Origin of the sequence: Kribbella sp. NBC_00889 (assembly GCF_045207705.1) — a bacterium.
In the GTDB taxonomy this organism is placed as follows: Bacteria; Actinomycetota; Actinomycetes; order Propionibacteriales; family Kribbellaceae; genus Kribbella.
Window position 1 is genome coordinate 1,982,071 of sequence record NZ_CP108783.1, and the last position, 17,924, is coordinate 1,999,994.

19 protein-coding genes are annotated in these 17,924 nt (G+C 69.1%); 15 read left to right on the forward strand and 4 right to left on the reverse strand.

Annotated features, from left to right (window positions below; genetic code table 11):
• Positions 1-87 precede the first annotated feature (87 nt).
• Positions 88-996: a DUF4037 domain-containing protein gene (locus tag OG817_RS09750; RefSeq protein WP_406053352.1), complete on the forward strand. Its 909-nt coding sequence runs from the start codon at positions 88-90 to the stop codon at positions 994-996.
• Here the strand turns inward: OG817_RS09750 and OG817_RS09755 are convergent.
• The gene (locus tag OG817_RS09755; protein ID WP_406053353.1) at positions 969-1,838 is read right to left on the reverse strand and encodes a LysR family transcriptional regulator; all 870 of its coding nucleotides are present in this window, start codon (positions 1,836-1,838) and stop codon (positions 969-971) included. The two genes, OG817_RS09750 and OG817_RS09755, sit on opposite strands and share 28 nt — an antisense overlap.
• A 68-nt stretch (positions 1,839-1,906) precedes the next feature.
• Between OG817_RS09755 and OG817_RS09760 the strand changes: the two genes are divergently transcribed.
• From OG817_RS09760 to OG817_RS09805, 10 genes are all read left to right on the forward strand, one after another.
• A complete protein-coding gene (locus OG817_RS09760) occupies positions 1,907-2,770 on the forward strand; it encodes an EamA family transporter (protein WP_406053354.1) in 864 nt (287 codons plus the stop codon).
• Positions 2,771-2,820: 50 nt separating this feature from the next.
• Complete coding sequence (locus OG817_RS09765) at positions 2,821-3,180, forward strand: hypothetical protein (RefSeq protein ID WP_396393630.1); 360 nt, start codon at positions 2,821-2,823, stop codon at positions 3,178-3,180.
• A 113-nt stretch (positions 3,181-3,293) separates the two neighbouring features.
• On the forward strand, positions 3,294-3,668 hold the full coding sequence (locus OG817_RS09770) for a hypothetical protein (RefSeq protein WP_131353643.1): 375 nt from the start codon (positions 3,294-3,296) through the stop codon (positions 3,666-3,668).
• Between the two features lie 138 nt (positions 3,669-3,806).
• On the forward strand, positions 3,807-4,121 hold the full coding sequence (gene mihF, locus OG817_RS09775; RefSeq protein ID WP_132320042.1) for an integration host factor, actinobacterial type: 315 nt from the start codon (positions 3,807-3,809) through the stop codon (positions 4,119-4,121).
• Positions 4,122-4,165: 44 nt separating this feature from the next.
• Entirely contained in the window at positions 4,166-4,807 is a 642-nt protein-coding gene (gmk, locus tag OG817_RS09780; RefSeq protein ID WP_406053355.1) for a guanylate kinase, read from the forward strand.
• Positions 4,808-4,809: 2 nt separating this feature from the next.
• Complete coding sequence (rpoZ, locus tag OG817_RS09785; protein WP_130388473.1) at positions 4,810-5,112, forward strand: DNA-directed RNA polymerase subunit omega; 303 nt, start codon at positions 4,810-4,812, stop codon at positions 5,110-5,112.
• A gap of 10 nt (positions 5,113-5,122) precedes the next feature.
• A complete protein-coding gene (coaBC, locus tag OG817_RS09790) occupies positions 5,123-6,376 on the forward strand; it encodes a bifunctional phosphopantothenoylcysteine decarboxylase/phosphopantothenate--cysteine ligase CoaBC (protein WP_406053356.1) in 1,254 nt (417 codons plus the stop codon).
• A 39-nt stretch (positions 6,377-6,415) separates the two neighbouring features.
• Positions 6,416-7,525 carry a winged helix DNA-binding domain-containing protein gene (locus OG817_RS09795; RefSeq protein WP_406053357.1) on the forward strand — a complete coding sequence of 370 codons (1,110 nt, stop codon included), beginning with the start codon at positions 6,416-6,418 and terminating at the stop codon, positions 7,523-7,525.
• Between the two features lie 188 nt (positions 7,526-7,713).
• Positions 7,714-8,907: a methionine adenosyltransferase gene (gene metK / locus OG817_RS09800; protein ID WP_406053358.1), complete on the forward strand. Its 1,194-nt coding sequence runs from the start codon at positions 7,714-7,716 to the stop codon at positions 8,905-8,907.
• A gap of 62 nt (positions 8,908-8,969) precedes the next feature.
• Positions 8,970-11,003: a primosomal protein N' gene (locus tag OG817_RS09805; RefSeq protein ID WP_406053359.1), complete on the forward strand. Its 2,034-nt coding sequence runs from the start codon at positions 8,970-8,972 to the stop codon at positions 11,001-11,003.
• Here OG817_RS09805 and OG817_RS09810 read toward each other — a convergent pair.
• Positions 11,000-11,989, reverse strand: a complete 990-nt coding sequence (locus OG817_RS09810; protein ID WP_393382141.1) for a helix-turn-helix domain-containing protein — start codon at positions 11,987-11,989, stop codon at positions 11,000-11,002. The genes OG817_RS09805 and OG817_RS09810 overlap by 4 nt on opposite strands.
• A 75-nt stretch (positions 11,990-12,064) precedes the next feature.
• Here OG817_RS09810 and OG817_RS09815 point away from each other — a divergent pair, with 75 nt between their 5' ends.
• Positions 12,065-13,276, forward strand: a complete 1,212-nt coding sequence (locus OG817_RS09815) for an MDR family MFS transporter (RefSeq protein WP_406053360.1) — start codon at positions 12,065-12,067, stop codon at positions 13,274-13,276.
• Here the strand turns inward: OG817_RS09815 and OG817_RS09820 are convergent.
• On the reverse strand, positions 13,209-14,534 hold the full coding sequence (locus OG817_RS09820; protein WP_406053361.1) for an MFS transporter: 1,326 nt from the start codon (positions 14,532-14,534) through the stop codon (positions 13,209-13,211). The genes OG817_RS09815 and OG817_RS09820 overlap by 68 nt on opposite strands.
• Before the next feature lie 97 nt (positions 14,535-14,631).
• Here OG817_RS09820 and OG817_RS09825 point away from each other — a divergent pair, with 97 nt between their 5' ends.
• From OG817_RS09825 to OG817_RS09835, 3 genes are read left to right on the forward strand one after another with little or no spacing between them, the layout of a single operon-like run.
• Positions 14,632-15,606, forward strand: coding sequence for an Lrp/AsnC family transcriptional regulator (locus tag OG817_RS09825; protein WP_406053362.1), 975 nt, complete (start codon positions 14,632-14,634; stop codon positions 15,604-15,606).
• Positions 15,603-16,223 carry an HAD family hydrolase gene (locus OG817_RS09830; protein WP_396393234.1) on the forward strand — a complete coding sequence of 207 codons (621 nt, stop codon included), beginning with the start codon at positions 15,603-15,605 and terminating at the stop codon, positions 16,221-16,223. The genes OG817_RS09825 and OG817_RS09830 overlap by 4 nt, the downstream gene beginning before the upstream one ends.
• A gap of 4 nt (positions 16,224-16,227) precedes the next feature.
• Complete coding sequence (locus OG817_RS09835; RefSeq protein WP_406053363.1) at positions 16,228-16,770, forward strand: DUF1707 domain-containing protein; 543 nt, start codon at positions 16,228-16,230, stop codon at positions 16,768-16,770.
• Between the two features lie 21 nt (positions 16,771-16,791).
• Here OG817_RS09835 and OG817_RS09840 read toward each other — a convergent pair whose 3' ends face one another.
• On the reverse strand, positions 16,792-17,922 hold the full coding sequence (locus tag OG817_RS09840; protein WP_406053364.1) for a hypothetical protein: 1,131 nt from the start codon (positions 17,920-17,922) through the stop codon (positions 16,792-16,794).
• Between the last annotated feature and the right edge of the window lie 2 nt (positions 17,923-17,924).

Genomic DNA, 17,924 nt, shown 5'->3' on the forward strand with positions numbered 1-17,924 from the left:
TCCGTGGCTCTGGCGTGCGATCTTTTCGGCATGTTCATTTCTGGGTTGGAGTTGAGCCGGCGGTTTTATCAGGAGAAGGTGCGACCGGTGGTCGACGTGCCACACAGTGCGGGGCTGATGGGACGCGGCTCGGAGGTGCTCGGGTTCGACGACGAGATGTCGGGGGACCACAACTGGGAGCCCCGGGCGCTGCTGTTCGTTCAGGACGGCGTCACGCTGGAGCCGGAGGTGCCGGACGAGTTCGAGGGGCGGCCCTCCTTCGTCGAGGTCCACACGCTCCGGTCGTACTACCAGAAGCAGTTGGGATTCGATCCGGATCGGGAACTCACGGTCCGGGATTGGCTGACATTCCCGGAGCAGATCCTGCGAATGCAGACGGCCGGTGGTGTCTTTCATGACGAGCTCGGGTTGCAGGATGTGCGCGATCGGCTGGCGTATTACCCGCGCGATGTCTGGTATTACCTGATGATCGCGGCCTGGTGGCGGGTCCATCCGGAAATGAATCTGATCGGGCGAGCCGGGTATGCCGGGGACGAGCTCGGGTCGGCGGTGATCGGGGCGCAGCTCGTGCAGGACCTGATGCAGTTGTGTTTCCTGCTGGAGCGGGACTACGCGCCGTACCGGAAGTGGTTCGGTACGGCGTTCAGCCGGCTGTCCTGTGGCCCGACGGTGGGTCCGATGTTGCGCGACGTGCTGCGGGCTACTTCGTGGCAGGAGCGTGAGGAGGCGCTGATGGCGGCGTACCGGGCAGTGGGGGAGCTCCACAACCGGCTGGAGATTACGCCGCCACTGGAGCTCGGAGTGGAGCGGATGTGTGGGCGGCCGTTCAGGGTGGTCTGGGCCGACTTCCCGGGCGCGCTCGCTGCGGCGATCGAGGATCCGGACGTGAAGCGGGTCGCCGAGCGCTGGCCGGTGGGCGGGATCGAGCAGGTCCGGGAGGTCTTCTGGGGCCGCGTGAACGACCGCCGTCAGCTGGTCGAGCTCTTGGACTCCTGATACAGGCCGGACAGTAGGTCGACTGCAGCCTGGGTCGCGGGGTGCGGGTCCTGACGGTGCCAGATCAGGTGGACGTCGACCGGCGGTGCGTCGCGGAGCGGACGGTAGACGACGCCGTCCCGGCGGTACTGCGTTGTCGTCGCCTGCGGTGTGACGCCGACGCAACGGCCGGAGGCGATGGCGGACAGCCAGTCGTCGACGTCGTGCGTGTACTCGATCCGTGGGCGTGCTTCCTCGGGCCAGAGGTCGGCCGTCGTACTGCCGGTCCTTCGATCGATCACCAGGACGCGGTCGCGGAGTTGGTCGAGGGTGACCGTGCGTTTGCGGGCGAGCGGGTCGTCGGCGGGCAGGGCGCAGTACCGGCGTTCCTGGGCGACTGTGGTGTGCGCGAACCGGCGCAGGTCGATGTGGGTGCGGACGACCGCGAGGTCGCACAGTCCTTCGGCGAGTCCGCCGGTCGACGTGTTGGTCCGGATCAGCTGCAGTTCGATCTCTGGATGCTCGGTGGCCCATCGCCGCTGGAACTCGGCCGTATGACGTCCCATCGCCGACCACGCATGCCCGATCCGCAACCGCCTGTGCCCGGTCGTCGCTTCAGCCACCAACTCGTCGACGTCGTTGAGGATCTGGCGAGCCCGCGCCAGCACCTGCACGCCCGCGGTCGTCGGCGTCACTGACCGGCTCGTCCGGTGCAGCAGCCGAACACCCAGCCGGCCCTCCAGCGCCAAGAGGTTCCGCGACACCGCGGCCTGCGAGACGCCCAGCTCGATCGCCGCGTCGGTGAACGTCCCGGTGTCCACCACGGCGACCAGGCACCGCAGGTGCCGGAGCTCGAGATCCATAACCCCAGCGTATAGATGGCTGCGCCGATGCATTTTGCCGAAGGCGCGGCGGCACGGAACCTCTGAGGATGGAGAGAGGTCGGCTGGGTGGGGTAGCGATGATGCTCGGGAGCGGGCTGTCGACTCAGGTGGGTGCGTCGGTCGCCGCGCTCGCCTTTCCGGTCATCGGACCGGTCAGCGTGGTGGCTGTCCGGCAGTGGATGGCCGGGGCGGTGCTGCTCGCGGTCGGGCGGCCGAAGCTACGGACGATCACCAGGCGGCAATGGCGCGCGGTGCTGGCGCTGGCCGCCGTGTTCGCGGTGATGAACCTGTCGCTCTACACGGCGATCGACCGGATCGGCCTCGGGCTGGCGGTGACGCTGGAGTTCCTGGGGCCGTTGGCGGTCGCGTTGATCGGATCGCGGCGGATGGTCGACCTGCTGTGTGCGCTGACTGCCGCACCGGCGGTCCTGCTGCTGACCAGGCCGCAGGCGACGTCGGACTACGTCGGTATCGGGCTCGGATTGCTCGCTGCCGTCTGCTGGGCCTGCTACATCCTGCTGAACGGGGTCGTCGGGCGCGAGCTGCCAGGCGCGACCGGATCGGCCGCGGCGGCGGGGGTGTCCGCTCTGGTGTACGTGCCGATCGGTGTGTTCGTGCTCTGGCAGCACCCACCGACGGTTGCGGCGGTGTCGTACGCGCTGGTCGCCGGGGTGCTGTCGTCGGCGGTCCCGTTCCTGGTGGACCTGCTGACGCTGCGCCGGGTGCCGGCTCAGTTCTTCGGCGTCTTCATGAGCGTGAACCCGGTGCTGGCCGCCATGGTCGGCCTGGTCGTGCTCGATCAGCACCTCGGCCCGATCGACTGGATCGCCATCGCGGTGATCGTGACCGCGAACGCCGTCGCGATCCTGGTCCGTCCGTTTGACCCCGCCGTCCGGAAGGGTGTCCGCTGACGGGGAGTGACGGTCTCCTCGCAGCAGAGTAAGGAATGCAATTGCGTAAGGTGGCGGCCCTCGCGGCGGTAATGACCATGGGTGTCGGCGCGCTGACGGCGTGCTCGGGTGGCGACTACTGCAGCGAGCTCCAGAACTACGCCGAGGCGGCCAAGAACCTCGACATCAAGGACTCCGAGGCGGTCGGCAAGATGCTCGACGAGGCGAAGAAGGTGTCCAAGTCGGCGCCGGACGATCTGAAGGACGACTGGAAGATCGTGCTCGACTACGCCGAGAAGGCCCAGGACGCGAACGGCGACATGGACAAGCTGACCGAGCTGGCCAAGAGCGACGGCGAGAAGATCACCCCCGCGATGGAGGCGATCGGCAAGCAGGCCAAGGACACCTGCAAGGTCACCATCGACGGCTGACCCGCCAGGACGGCGGCCGTCCCCGCCGTCCTCTTCCGCGCCGTCCGGTCGGGCGCGGCTGCGGAAAGTATTCGTTTCTGATGATTTGATCACCGCCGGTAGCCTCGGCAGGCATGAAGCGCACCCTCGCCCTGGCCGCAACCGTCATCGCCGGTACCGCCACGCTGACCGCCTGCACCGAGGAGCAGGCCTACTGCGTCGACCTCGCCGGGTACGCCGCCAACGCGGTGAACGTCGACCCGCAGAAGCCGGCCGACTACGTGAAGATCCTCGAGGACGCCAAGAAGCTGCGCGATTCTGCCCCCGCGGACGTGAAGGACGACTGGGGCGTCGTGGTCGGCTTCGCCGAGAAGGCCCAGAAGGCGGGCTCGGACCGGGTCGAACTGGCTCGCCTGAGCAAGGAGACCGGCACCGTCATGACGGCGTACAAGGCGATCAGCACGCACGCGAAGGACTCCTGCAAGGTCGACGTCCCGGCGCTGAACTGACCCTCTGATCGGTCCAATCCGCCGCCCGGCCGGTGACTGTGCGCGCAGGGGGCCTTGACATGCCCCGATTGGGCGCTGGAGGCGCCCGTGGCCGTGTTAGGTTCCCTTGCGAAGCCACACAACGGGACAGGTGAAACGGTGCCACTTCCTTCTTTGACCCCGGAGCAGCGAGCGGCGGCTCTGGACAAGGCCGCGGCGGCGCGGCGTGAACGAGCCGAGATCAAGAACCGGATCCGGCATTCGGGAGCGTCTCCGACGGAGGTGCTCCACGAGGGGCAGACGAACGACGTGATCGGCAAGATGCGGGTGAGCGCGCTGCTGCAGTGCATCCCCGGCGTGGGCAAGGTCCGCGCCCAGCAGATCATGGAGCGGGCGGGGATCTCGGAGACGCGGCGGGTGCGCGGCCTCGGCTCGAACCAGATCGCCGCGCTCGAGCGCGAATTCGCCGAGTGAGCCGAACCGACGTTCTCCGCGGCTCGTTGGACACTGGTGTGACGATGACCACGCACCCGAGGAACCAGACAGACAACCCGGCCGGTTCCGGCCGGACCGACAGGTCGACGACCGGGGGAGCTGTGCTGACCGTACTGGCCGGGCCGACGGCGGTCGGGAAGGGCACGGTGGCCGCCGACGTCCGGGAGCGATACCCGGACATCTGGATCTCCGTTTCGGCCACGACCCGCAAGCCCCGGCCGAACGAGGTGCACGGCGTGCACTACCTGTTCGTGTCCGACGCCGAGTTCGACCGGATGATCGCCGACGGCGAGTTGCTGGAGTGGGCGGTGGTGCACAAAGCGGCCCGCTACGGCACTCCGAAGCAGCCGGTGCTGGACAAACTGGCCGAGGGCCGGCCCGCCCTGCTCGAGATCGACCTGCAGGGTGCCCGCCAGGTCCGCGAGTCGATGCCGGAGGCGCAGTTCGTCTTCCTGGCCCCGCCGAGCTGGGACGAACTGGTCCGGCGCCTGGTCTTCCGCGGCACCGAGACTCCGGAGGAGCGGGAGCGCCGGCTCGAGACCGCGACCGTCGAGCTGGCCGCCGAGAAGGAGTTCGACGCGACGATCGTGAACGCGTCGGTTCGGGAAGCCGCTGATCAGTTGGTAAAGTTGATTCGATCACCCTCCATCTCTGGAAAGAGCTGACCTTGTCTGGCAACCAGCCCGTCGCCATCGGCATCACGTCCCCGCCGATCGACGACCTGCTCACCCGCACCGACTCCAAGTACAAGCTGGTGCTGTACTCGGCCAAGCGGGCGCGGCAGATCAACGCCTACTACTCGCAGCTCGGCGAAGGCCTGCTCGAGTACGTCGGTCCGCTGGTCGAGACCCACGTGCAGGAGAAGCCGCTCTCGATCGCTATGCGCGAGATCAACGAGGGCGTGCTGACCTGCACCGACATCGACCCCGAGGCCGAGGCGGAAGCCGCCGCCGCGGAGAAGTCCGAGTAGTTCTCGGGCGATGGCGACCGGGTCCGCCGGCGTGGGCCGGCCGAATGTGGTGCTCGGAGTCGGCGGCGGTATCGCTGCGTACAAGGTCTGTGACCTGCTGCGACGGCTGACCGAGTCCGGGCACAGTGTGCGGGTGGTCCCGACCGCGGGTGCGCTGGAGTTCGTCGGTGCGGCGACCTGGGCCGCACTGTCCGGTCAGCCGGTGACGGCCGATCCGTTCGACAACGTGCATGAGGTTCCGCACGTCCGGATCGGCAAGGCCGCCGAGCTCGTCGTGGTCGCTCCGGCCACCGCCAACCTGATCGCCAAGGCCGCCCACGGCCTGGCCGACGATCTGCTCACCAACACGCTGCTGACCGCGCGCTGCCCGATCCTGTTCGCGGCCGCGATGCACACCGAGATGTGGGAGCACCCGGCCACTCAGGCGAACGTCGCCACCCTGCGGTCCCGTGGCATCACCGTGCTCGACCCGGCCGTCGGCCGGCTCACCGGCACGGACACCGGCCGCGGCCGGTTGCCCGAGCCGTCGGAGATCTTCGCGATCAGCCAGTTGATGCTCGCCGACGAGGCCGCCCGCGCCGCCGGTCATGAGGTCGCCGACCTCACCGGCAAGCACGTCCTGGTCAGCGCCGGCGGGACCCGCGAACACCTCGACCCGGTCCGCTACCTCGGCAACTCCTCGTCCGGCAAGCAGGGCTACGCCCTGGCCCGGATCGCCGCCGCGCGCGGCGCCAAGGTCACTCTGGTCGCGGCGAACTCCGAACTGCCCGATCCGGCCGGCGTCCAGGTCGTCCCGGTCGTCAGCACCGGAGATCTGTACGACGAGATCACTGGTCGCGCCGCGGACGCGGACGCGATCGTGATGGCGGCCGCCCCGGCCGACTTCCGTCCGGCCGAGGTCGCCGAGCACAAGATCAAGAAGACCGAGGACGGTGCGGTCCCCGCGGTCAACCTGGTGCAGAACGTGGACATCCTGCAGACGGTCTCGCACGACCGCCGCCGGGCGAACCAGGTGATTGTCGGCTTCGGCGCCGAGACCGGCGACGCGGAGCACTCGGTCCTGGAGCTCGGCCGCGCCAAGCTGGAGCGCAAGGGCTGCGACCTGCTGGTCGTCAACGACGTCTCCGGCGGCAAGGTCTTCGGCAGCGACCTGAACGACGCCGTCATCCTCGACCGCGACGGCGGCGCCCTCCCGTTCCCGTCCGGCAGCAAAGACGCGCTGGCCGGAGTGATCTGGAACCTGGTCGCGGCTCACTGGAAGTAGAGGACAGGATCTGTCCTGTTCGGCGGTTAGCGTCGCGGTATGCAGATCAGCTGGCAGGCCGTCGTCGCCCGGCGGATGAAGCGACACCACCTGACCGACCCCGGTGCCACTCCGGTCGACGTCGTACGGGCGATGTGTGGGGCGCATGCCCAGGTGTTGTCGGCGGGGGAGATGTCCGTGGCTCTCCGGCTCGCGGATGCCACGCGGGAGACGGTGCAGCAGGCCGACGGCCTCGTGAAGACGTTCGGGCCACGCGGGACCGTGCATCTCCTGCCGCTCGACGATCTCCCGATGTGGACCGGGGCGCTCTCCGCTCTGCCGACCGGGCTCGCGCCGCCCTTCATGCGGATGACTCCGGAGCAGACCGCGGAAGTCATCGCCGCCATCGGTGAAGCGCTCGCTCACGACGACCTGTCCGTCGACGAACTCTCCGACGAGGTCGTACGGCGTACTGGGTCCTGGGCGGGTGACCTGGTGATGCCGGCGTTCCAGGGCTACTGGCCACGGTGGCGGCAGGCGATCTCGGTCGCGGCCAACGCCGGCGTCCTCTGCTACGGACCCAACCGCGGCCGCAAGACGACGTACTCGAACCCGCACCGCTTCCAGCCGTTCGAGCCGATGAACGGCGACGCAGCGCTCACCGAGCTTCTCCACCGCTACCTGCACTCCTACGGACCCGCGACGCCGCAGCAGTTCGCCCGCTGGCTCAACACGACGCCGACCTTCGTCAAGCCGTACTTCACCGGCCTCCCGCAGGTGCAGCTCGACGGCCAGCCCGCCTGGCACGCACCAGGCGACGGTGATTTCGACGACGAACCGCCGCGAGGCGTCAGGCTGTTGCCGTACTTCGATGCCTACGGCGTCGGCAGCTACCCGAGAGAGCTGTTGTTCCCGGGCAAGGCCTTCACCCGGGCACTCGCCCGCGGCCAGGCCGGCAACTACCCGCTCGTGCTGATCGACGGCATCGTCGCGGGCGTCTGGCACCACAAGAAGGCCGGCCGGACAGTGCACGTCACCGTCGAGGCGCTCACCTCCCTCAACCGCACCCGACGCCGGCAACTCGAAGCCGAGGTGGACCGGTCGGCTGCGATCCTGGCCTGCACACCGTCGCTCACCGTGGGCGACGTCGCGGTCGGTCCGCACGCCTGAAACCCGACCCTCTGTCCACGATATGGCCGCGAATCCCGTATAGTGGAGGAATTCGGAGGGTCGCCGGGACGCGGGCCGAAACTGCTGGCATACTTCCCAAGATGCATCGCCAACCGTCGGTGCATTTGGGGGGATCGCACGGCTGCCGCAGACAGCCGCGTGGCACAAGAGGAATCCGAGGGAGAACTGTGGCGAGGCGCCTTTTCACGTCCGAGTCCGTGACCGAAGGTCACCCGGACAAGATCGCTGACCAGATCAGCGACTCCATTCTCGATGCCCTGCTGGCCGAGGATCCGCGCAGCCGGGTCGCGGTGGAGACCTTGATCACCACCGGGCTGGTCGTGGTCGCGGGTGAGGTCACTACGGCGGCGTACGTCGACATCCCGGGGATCGTGCGGGCACGCATCCTCGAGATCGGCTACGACTCGTCGCTGAAGGGCTTCGACGGCGCGTCCTGCGGGGTGCAGGTCGCCATCGGCAGTCAGTCGCCCGACATCGCCCAGGGTGTCGACACGGCGTACGAGACGCGCTCGGACGCGTCGGAGGACGCGCTGGACCTGCAGGGGGCGGGCGACCAGGGCCTGATGTTCGGCTACGCGTCGAACGAGACGCCCGAGTTGATGCCGCTGCCGATCACCATCGCGCACCGGCTGTCCGAGCGGCTGTCCGAGGCCCGCAAGGACGGCACGCTGGCGTACCTGCGGCCGGACGGCAAGACCCAGGTCACGGTCGAGTACGACGGCGACAAGGCGGTCCGGATCGACACCGTGGTGGTGTCCAGCCAGCACGCGGCCGACATCAGCCTGGACTCGATGCTGACGCCGGACATCAAGAAGCACGTGGTCGACCCGGTGCTCGAGCAGTTCGACATCGACTCGACCGGCTACAAGCTGCTGGTGAACCCGACCGGCCGGTTCGAGGTCGGCGGCCCGATGGGTGACGCCGGACTGACCGGCCGCAAGATCATCATCGACACCTACGGCGGGATGGCGCGGCACGGTGGTGGCGCGTTCTCCGGCAAGGACCCGTCGAAGGTGGACCGCTCCGCGGCGTACGCGATGCGTTGGGTGGCGAAGAACATCGTCGCCGCCGGGCTGGCCGACCGGGTCGAGTGCCAGGTCGCGTACGCGATCGGCAAGGCCGCGCCGGTCGGTTTCTACGTCGACACCTTCGGCACCGAGTCCGTGCCGGTGGACAAGATCGCCGACGCGGTCCGCGAGGTGTTCGACCTGCGTCCGGCCGCGATCATCCGCGACCTGGACCTGCTCCGGCCGATCTACGCCCAGACCGCCCGCAACGGCCACTTCGGCCGCACCGGTGAGGACTTCACCTGGGAGCGGACCGACCGGGTCGAGGCGCTGAAGGCCGCGATCAACAAGTAGTTGTCCACAGGGGGACGGCAGTGCTCACCCGCACTGTCGTCCCACCGGACTAGAGTTTCCCGGTGACATCGAACGGGGACTCGCCGGAGCAGCTGACACTGCTGCGGGACACCGTTCGCAAGTCCCGCATCAAGGAGCCGGCCGGCATCACCGAGACGTTGCCGGTGGCCCGGATCGCGGTCGATGTGTCGTTGCCCCATCTCGACCGGCCGTTCGACTATCTCGTGCCGGAGGATCTGGCCGCGGCGGCGCAGCCTGGTGCCCGGGTGAAGGTGCGCTTCGCAGGCAAGGACTTGGACGGGTTCGTGCTGGAGCGGCTCGAGTCGTCCGACCATGAGGGCAAGCTCGTCCGGATCCGGAAGGTCGTGTCGCCCGAGCAGGTGCTGAAGCCGGAGATCGCGGACCTCTGCCGCGCGGTCGCCGATCGGTACGCCGGAGTGTTCGCGGACGTGACGCGGTTGGCGGTGCCGCCCCGCCACGCGAAGGTCGAGGGCGAGGCGCTGCGGTGCAACCAGCCCGCGCCGCCACCGGTGTCCACCTCGCGCTCCGAGTGGTCGCAGTACCCGGCTGGGTTCCTGGACGCGATCGCGCGATCGGAGTCGCCGCGCGCGATCTGGACCGCCGTACCCGGGGCTGATTGGCCGCTCGCGTTCGCCCAGGCCGCGGCTGTGTGCGCGGCGTCGGGGCGGGGGGCGTTGCTGTTGGCGCCGGATGCGCGTGATCTCGAGCGGCTGGCGGCGGCGTGTACGGCGGTGCTCGGGGATGCGGGGTTCGTCACGTTGTCGGCGGATCTCGGGCCGACCGCTCGCTACCGCGCCTTCCTCGCGGCGTTGCGGGGGTCCGCGCGGGTGGTGATCGGGACGCGGGCGGCCGCGTTCGCGCCAGTGGCGGACCTTGGGCTGGTCGCGTTGTGGGACGACGGTGACGACTCGTACGCCGAGCCGCGGGCGCCGTACCCGCATGCTCGTGAGGTGTTGCTGCTGCGAGCGTTCCGGCAGAAGTGTGCGGCGTTGGTCGGTGGGTTCGCGCGGTCGGTGGACTCGGCGGCGTTGATCGAGTCAGGCTTCGCGCACGAGCTGATCGCGGACCGGAGTGTGATCCGGGCGGCGGCTCCGGCGGTGCACATCGCGGGGGAGTCGGACACGGATCTGGCCCGCGACCCGGCGGCTCGCGCGGCGCGGCTGCCGCATCGGGCCTTCGAGATCGCCCGGGAGGGGCTGCGGTCCGGGCCGGTGCTGGTGCAGGTTCCGCGGGCCGGGTATCTACCGAGCCTGGTGTGCCAGACGTGCCGAGCGCCGTCGCGGTGTTCGACGTGCGGCGGGACGTTGCGTCGTACCGGAGGAGCCGGGCCGGCGAGTTGCAGCATCTGCGGACGGCCCGCGGCGGACCACCGTTGCCCGGAGTGTGGTGACACCCGAATGCGCGCTGCTGTCGTGGGAGCCCGTCGTACGGCGGAGGAGTTGGGGCGAGCCTTTCCCGGATTGGTGGTTCGTACGTCGGGGGGCGATAACGTGCTGGACGTCGTGCCGGACAAACCGGCGCTCATCGTCAGTACGCCGGGCGCGGAGCCGGTCGCGGAGGGAGGCTACAGCGCGGCGCTGCTGCTCGACACGTGGCTGATGCTCGCCCGCCCGGATCTGCGCGCGCCGGAGGAAGCAGTACGGCGGTGGTTCAACGCGGCGGCTCTGGTCCGGCCCGCCCGCGACGGCGGCACAGTCATCCTGGTCGGTGAGCCGTCGGCGCTCCCGCTGCAGGCAGTCGTCCGTTGGAGCCCAGAAGGCTTTGCCACGCGCGAGATCGAGGAGCGCCGGGCTGCGCGCCTCGCGCCCGCTGCAAAGCTCGCCGAACTCACCGGACCTGCCGACGCGGTCGCCGACCTCATCACCCGGCTGCGCCCGCTGCTACCAACCACGGCCGGCCTCGAGGTCCTGGGCCCTGTCGACGTCGACGACGAGACTGTCCGAGCGGTGGTCCGTACGCCGCGCGCGGCAGGCACCGCCCTCGCGCGCTCGCTCAAGGAAGCCCAGTCCGCGCGCACGACGAAGAAGAACCCCGGCTCCGTCCGAATCCAGGTGGACCCGCCCAGCTTCGGTTAGGCCGTAGAGGCCAAGGGAGTGGCGGCGGTCAGGAGTTGGCTGCCGAGGGAGGTGCGGTAGTAGAGCACGGTCCGGCCGTCGCGGCGCGAATCGACCACACCGGCGTTCCGCAGGATGCCGAGGTGCACGCTCAACGTCGGCGCGGACACCCCGAGCTGATGGGCCAGATGCGTCGTCGACATCGGCAGATCCAGGTGACTCACGATCGCGGCTCGGGTCCGCCCGACCAGGTCGGCCAGCGGCGAGTCGGCCGTCTCCTGCCGGTCCTCCCAAAGGCGCCCAAGACCGCGCGGCGGGTACGTGATCGTCGGTACGTGCGGCGCCGCGGTCACCGCCAGCGCGGCCGGCCAGTTGAACACGCACGGCACCAGCAGCACACCCTGGCCGGTCATCGGTTCGCCGTGGCAGCAGAACGGCCGCTCGATGACGATCCGATCGCCGGTGAAGCGCACGGACGGATGCAGGCTCCGGAACAGCCGCTCCAGCCCGCCACTGGCCAGCTCGTCCAGCCGGAAGGCCAGATCCTCCTGCAGCAGCGCCCGCATCCGCCGCCAGTCGGGCTCGATCGCACGCCGCCAGTACGTCTCCAGCGACGAGGTGATCAGCTCCAGCGCCTTGGCCGGGTGAGCGATCAGGTCCGGCAGCAGGGGATGCGGATTGTCTGCCTGGACCTGGCCGATCTCGTTGACCACCAGATGGTGTGGTGTGGCGGCGATCGCGGCCAGGCCCGACTCCAGGCTGGTCGACCTGCGGGGTGGCGCCGGCGTCATGAAGTCGGGGATGTAGCCGACCGGCGGAATGAGTGCCCTCAGCAACGTCAGATCCGGGCCCTCGATGATCGGCCGCACCTTCTGCAGCCACGGCCCGTGCACACTGCGCGCGGTGTTGTTGCTCAGCGCCCGAACACTGGTCACTGCCTCCCACACCGGTGAGAGCGCGAACCGGATCCGGCCGACATCGCCGGCGTTCAGGCTGATCGTGATCACCTGGGCAGACTACCCCTCGATTAGTCCTGTGCCTAATGTTCGACACTGCCCGAGCTCACCGGGAGAGTTGTCACCATGAGTGCTGTCGCCGTCGAGTCCCCTGCGCCCGCCGCCCTGCCGAGGGCTTTCTGGGCGCTCTGGGTCTGCCAGCTCGTCAACCGGCTCGGCAGCTTCGTGCAGCCGTTCCTGGTCCTCTACCTGACCCACGACCGCCACCTGTCGGCCGGTACGGCGGGTGCCGTCGCGGCCGCGGTCGGAGCCGGTAGCGTCGCCGCCCAGCTCAGCGGTGGCTGGCTGGCGGACCGGGTCGGGCGCCGCCTGACCATGCTGATCTGCTTCTTCGGCACCGCCGCCGCCCTGATCCTGCTCGGCTCGGCCCGGTCGATGGCGATGATCTGGGTGACCGCCTTCCTGGTCGGCCTGCTCGGCGACCTGTTCCGTCCGGCCGTCCAGGCGACCGTGGCCGATCTGCTCGAGCCGGGCGAACGCGTTCGGGCGTACGGCCTGCTGTTCTGGGCGATCAACCTCGGCTTCTCGGTGTCCACCGTGAGCGCGGGCGTGCTGGCCTCGGTCGGCTACGGCCTGCTGTTCTGGTTGAACGCCGGTACCTCGGTGATCGCGGGTCTGGTGATCTGGGCGATGGTGCCGGAGAGCCGGCCGACACCGGAGGCCGGCGTACCGCGCCGGCCGTTGCTCCCGGTGGTACTGCGAGACACCGTGTTCCTGCTGATGATCCTGCTCCAGATCGGCTACGCGACGATCTACATGCAGGGCTATTCGACGCTCCCGCTGGCGATGGCGGGCGACGGTCTGCCGTCCTCGACGTACGGGTTGGTGATCGCGCTGAACGGCGTGGTGATCGTGCTGATCCAGCCGTTCCTCGGCAAGTGGCTGGTGCGGATCGACCGGCCGAAGCTGCTCGCGGTGTCGATGCTCGTGGTCGGTCTCGGGTTCGGGATCGGTGCCGTCGTCCACACCTGGTGGGGTTACGGGCTGTCGGTCGTGGTCTGGACGGTCGGCGAGATCGGGTTCGCGGCAGTCATCGGTGCCGTGTTCGCCGACCTCGCTCCGATCGACCTGCGGGGCCGCTACATGGGTCTGGCCGGGATGGCCTTCGGAGTCGGCACGGTGATCGGCCCTCTGACCGGGACCAACGCCCTCGAGCACTTCGGTCCGACCGTCACCTGGCTGGGCTGCGCCGTACTGGGCGTGGTGATCTTCATCGGGCAGTACTCGCTGGCGCCGGCGCTGCATGCGCGGGCTGCCGCGAACGCTGCGACCGCATGAGGTGAGCCGTGACCACGGTCGCGGCGATGACCGCGGTCGCGATCCAGAAGGCGCGGTGCGGTGTCGCCGGGTGGTGCAGGAACACTGTGCCCAGCCCGGCGACGCCGAGCGTCCCGCCGAACTGCTGGACCGCGTTCAGCAGTCCGGCCGCTGATCCGGTCTCGTGCGGCTGAACCCGCTGGAGCGCTTCGGTGAAGAATGCGGTTGTAAACAATCCGACACCGGCGCCGCCGAGGGCGAGCCCGGGAAGGAGCCAGTAGTTGGCGATGACGATGCCGACCAGCAGTACGCCGAGACCGACGTACATGAGCCGTGAACCGAAGCGGCCGATCAGCCACTGACCGGCGATCCAGGCGGTGATGCCGGTCGCCGCCGACCACGGCAGCAACGCGAGGCTCGAGCGCATGACGCCGTGGTGGAGTGTTAGTTGCTGATGCAGTACGACGACCAGGGTGAGGCCGCTCATCACGGCGAAGAACAGCGTCGAGGTGACGAGGGCGGCGCTGAAGCCTCGGTGGGTGAACAGACTCAGCTCGATCAGGCGGCCGCGGCTGTAGCGCTGTTGTAGTAGGCACAGGCCGAGCAGTGCGACACCAGCGGGGAGCAGGTACCAGTTCTGCGATTGCAGGATCGGGTAGACGACGAGCGCCGTACCCGCGGTGAGCAAGACGGTACCGACGAGGTCGACGGCCGGTCGACGCGGCGACTTCGACTGCGGGAGCAAATGCGCGAGGCCGAGGACGGCGAGGCCCAGCGGGACGTTGACGAGGAACACGGCCCGCCACGACGTGGCCTCGGTGATGAACCCGCCGAGCAGCGGACCGGAGATGCCGGCGAGGCCCATCACCGGGCCGATGGTGCCGAGCGCCTTGGGCAACTCCGGTCCCTCGAAGCTGGATCTGATCAATCCGATCGTCTGCGGAATGATCAACGCGGCCGCCGCTCCCTGCACGACCCGTGCTCCGATCAGTACGCCGGGCTGCGCCGCCAGGGTGCACGCGCTCGACGCCATCACGAAGCCCGTGACGCCGATCCGGAACATCCTTCGCCGGCCGAAGACGTCGCCGAGGCGGCCGCCGGTGATCAGCAGTGCGGCGAACGGCAGGGTGTAGGCCGCGCTGAACCAGGGGATGTCGGACGCTCGGCCGCCGAGGTCGGCGTGGATCACCGGCGCCGCGACCTGGACGATCGTCGCGTCCAGCAGATTCATTGCCTCGGCTACCAGTAGGGCGATCAGCCCGATCCATCGTTTCTGCATGCGACAACTGTCAACGGCAGTGACTCGGTAGTTCCGAGTTCCGGTCGATATCTGCGGATATCTTCCATATGAGTCCGTACTTCGCCATGATCTTCACATGCTGGATGAGATCGATCGCGCTGTGATCCATGCGCTGCAGATCGACGGGCGGGCGCCGTACAGCCGGATCGGGGAGGTCCTGGAGGTATCGACGCAGACGGTCGCACGGCGGTACAACCGGCTGCGGGTGGAGGCCGGGCTGCGGGTGGCCGGTCTGCCGGATCCCCAGCAGGCGGGCCGTTCCCAGTGGTTCGTCCGGCTGACGGCGACACCTCAGGCTGCGCAGGATCTCGCGAGTGCTCTCGCGCGGCGGCCGGATACGAGCTGGATCAAGCTGGCATCGGGTGGCACCGAGATCATGGCGATTGTCCACACCACGCCCAGCGACGGGAACGCGTTGCTCCTGCACGACATCCCGAGGACCGCCGGCATCACGTCCGTGTCGGCGCAGCACCTCCTGCATCTGTACGTCGGCGGCCCGACGGCCTGGCGGGGTCGCGCGAAGAGCCTGACGCCGGAGCAGGAGACCACATTGCGTCGCGTGGTTGCGCCCATCGGTCAGATCCGTCCACTCGATGCCGGTGATGCGAAGCTCCTCACCGCGCTCGGCGAGGACGGTCGCGCCACCCTCGCGGACCTCGCCGTACGCACTGGCTGGTCGGCCGCGACCGTCGCGCGGCGGCTCGACGAACTGCAGCACACCGGCGCGCTCTTCTTCGACGTGGACGTCGACCCGGCCGCGCTCGGTGCCACCACCAGCGCGATGCTCTGGCTCTCGGTCCCGCCCGCGCACCTGGACGCCGTCGCCCGCGCCCTGGCCGAACATGACGAACTCGCCTTCGTCGCCGCGACCACCGGCCGGACGAACCTCGCCACCCAGGTCCTCTGCGCTGACCCCGCAGCCCTCCACACCTACCTGACGGACCGCCTCGGCGCGATCGACCACATCACCGCCCTCGAGACCGTCCCCGTCCTCCGCACCGTGAAGGCCGCCGCACCCTTCACCCCCGGTCTCGTAGGGTTGCGGGCATGACTGAGCGGACGATCGACGCAGTGGTGTTCGACATCGGTGGAGTGTTGCTGGACTGGAGCCCGGACTACCTGTACGCCGACCTGATCCCCGACGAGCACGAGCGGACCCGATTCCTGACCGAGGTCACCACTCCGGCGTGGAACCACCAGCAGGACGCCGGCCGGCCATGGTCCGAGGCGATCGCGGAGCTGAAGAGTCTGCACCCGCAGCACGCCGACCTGATCGAGGCGTACGACACCGGCTGGCTGACGATGGTGAAGGGCGTCTTCGAGGACACTGCCGCGGTCGTCACCGAGATCCGTGCGCTGGGCATCCCGACGTACGCGCTGACCAACTTCTCGGCGGAGAAGTGGGAGGTCGCGCAGGAGGCGTTCCCGATCCTCACCAGCTTCGACGGCGAGATCGTGTCGGGGGTCGAGCAGACGGTGAAGCCGGACGAGAAGATCTACCGGATCCTGCTCGAGCGCTTCCACCTGGACGCGGCGCGCACGTTCTACACCGACGACATGCAGTACAACGTCGACGGCGCTCGCGCGGTCGGCCTCGACGCGGAGCAGTTCACCGGCGCCGCCGACCTCCGCGATCAGCTCCGTGCCCGGGGGATCGCACTACAGTGAAGCGGTGACCTCTGTGCCGGACGACCGCTCATCGTTGATCAGGTCCGACGACCGCGACACGGCCGTCGAGCGTGTTCAGGAGGCCTACACCAGTGGGCTTATCTCGCACGAGGACATGGATCAGCGCCTCCACCAGGTGCTCACGGCGACGACCCAGCACGACATCGATGGGGCCTTGTCCGGGCTTCCTGCGCCGGATGCCGGCACCACGTCGACGATCTCCGCTGCCTCCGGGCGCATCCGGCGGCGCGGCGAATGGCTGGTGCCGAGGACGCTGAAGGTCCACTCCTCGTTCGGGCGCGTGCACCTGGATCTGTCGCGGGCGATCATCAAGCATCGGGTCGTGGACATCGAGCTGCAACTCGGCACCGGCGGGGCCAAGATCACCGTGCCGCGCGATGCGATCGTCGACGTCGAAGGGCTGCGCACCGGATGGAAGGACTCGCAGTACCAACCGCCACGGCAGACTGGTGCAGCAGGACCGACGATCCGGATCTCGGGGTCCATGGGGTTCGGGAAGCTGAGAATCCGCCACTCGCGCCGCTAGGGCGTGTCTCCCAGACACGCCCTAGGTGAGGGCTGCTGATATCGCCTCGGTGTACGTCGGGCTGCCGGACAAGTCGGCGGCTTCGACGTACACCGTGTTGTCCTGGCAGGTCATCGGTGTGAGCGCGGTCCCGGGCTTGCCGGCGTACATGCGCTGCGGACTGCCGAGACCGGGGCGCCAGCGGTTGATCTGGTAGACGTCCTCGCCACCCATGACGGTCCGGGTCTCCCAGAGGATCCAGCCGCCGCAGGCAATGATCGTGTCGGTGACGACGGTGCCGAGAGGGCGCGCGGGGGAGTCGGCGGACTCGCGCACGTACGCCTTACTCTGGTACTGGTCCGGGTCGGCGGCGCCGACCTCCGACCACACCGTTGCCCCGCGCACCGATGCGCCGCTCCACTGAATGCACTTGGTTGCCGCCGGCACGGGCTGGCCCGGGCCGCCGGTCAGCGGTGCGGTCAGGAGGCGCTTGCAGCGGCGGGTGGTCTCGGGTGCGATGATCTCGCTGAACGTCACCGAGTCCGCCGACACCACCGGATCCGCAACGTACCCGGGGTCGGTGACGCAGGTGACGATCCGTCCCTTCAGCGTGGCGAGGTCGGCGACGATCAGGCAGGACCGGTTGCGTGCATCGGTCGAGCTGTAGGCGAACGTGCCGTCGTACGCGCCGATCTCGGGTTCGGAGACCTTGGGGAGCTGGGACAGTTCGGCCGAGCGGCCGGTGGTCAGGTCGTAGCGGAACACCTTGATCTCGGGCGCCGGACCGTCGGACCGGATGTCCTCGATCAGGGCCCAGTGGTCGTCGATCACCACCGGCGACTGCGCGACGAATCCGGCGGCCGGGGTGTGCCGGATCACGACCTTCTTGCTGCTCCGGTCGGTCACGGTGGTGATCCCGGCCTCGTCGCTGGCGCGGGTGACGACGTACTTGCGCTGTTGGGTGACCAGGTGCAGGCCGTCCACCGGTTGCCGCATCACCTTCGTCCAGGCCGGGACCGCCGTACCGGAGTCGGTCGGCGGGCCCGGCGTTCCCGTCGGGGTCCGGCTCGGTGGGCTGGACGGTGCGGGGCTCGACCCGTCCTTCGAGGAGGACGAGCAGCCGGCCAGCAGGAGGACGAGAACGGTGCCTACGGCAACGGCGGTACGACGCATCC

Coding starts and splice junctions, on each gene's coding strand:
- OG817_RS09770 (WP_131353643.1), top strand. CDS start 3,294: ATGAAGCGCACCCTCGCCCTGGCCGCAACCGTCATCGCCGGTACCGCC.
- gmk (WP_406053355.1), top strand. CDS start 4,166: ATGACCACGCACCCGAGGAACCAGACAGACAACCCGGCCGGTTCCGGC.
- OG817_RS09755 (WP_406053353.1), bottom strand. CDS start 1,838: ATGGATCTCGAGCTCCGGCACCTGCGGTGCCTGGTCGCCGTGGTGGAC.
- OG817_RS09830 (WP_396393234.1), top strand. CDS start 15,603: ATGACTGAGCGGACGATCGACGCAGTGGTGTTCGACATCGGTGGAGTG.
- OG817_RS09840 (WP_406053364.1), bottom strand. CDS start 17,922: ATGCGTCGTACCGCCGTTGCCGTAGGCACCGTTCTCGTCCTCCTGCTG.
- OG817_RS09825 (WP_406053362.1), top strand. CDS start 14,632: ATGCTGGATGAGATCGATCGCGCTGTGATCCATGCGCTGCAGATCGAC.
- OG817_RS09820 (WP_406053361.1), bottom strand. CDS start 14,534: ATGCAGAAACGATGGATCGGGCTGATCGCCCTACTGGTAGCCGAGGCA.
- OG817_RS09815 (WP_406053360.1), top strand. CDS start 12,065: ATGAGTGCTGTCGCCGTCGAGTCCCCTGCGCCCGCCGCCCTGCCGAGG.
- OG817_RS09795 (WP_406053357.1), top strand. CDS start 6,416: ATGCAGATCAGCTGGCAGGCCGTCGTCGCCCGGCGGATGAAGCGACAC.
- OG817_RS09760 (WP_406053354.1), top strand. CDS start 1,907: ATGGAGAGAGGTCGGCTGGGTGGGGTAGCGATGATGCTCGGGAGCGGG.
- coaBC (WP_406053356.1), top strand. CDS start 5,123: ATGGCGACCGGGTCCGCCGGCGTGGGCCGGCCGAATGTGGTGCTCGGA.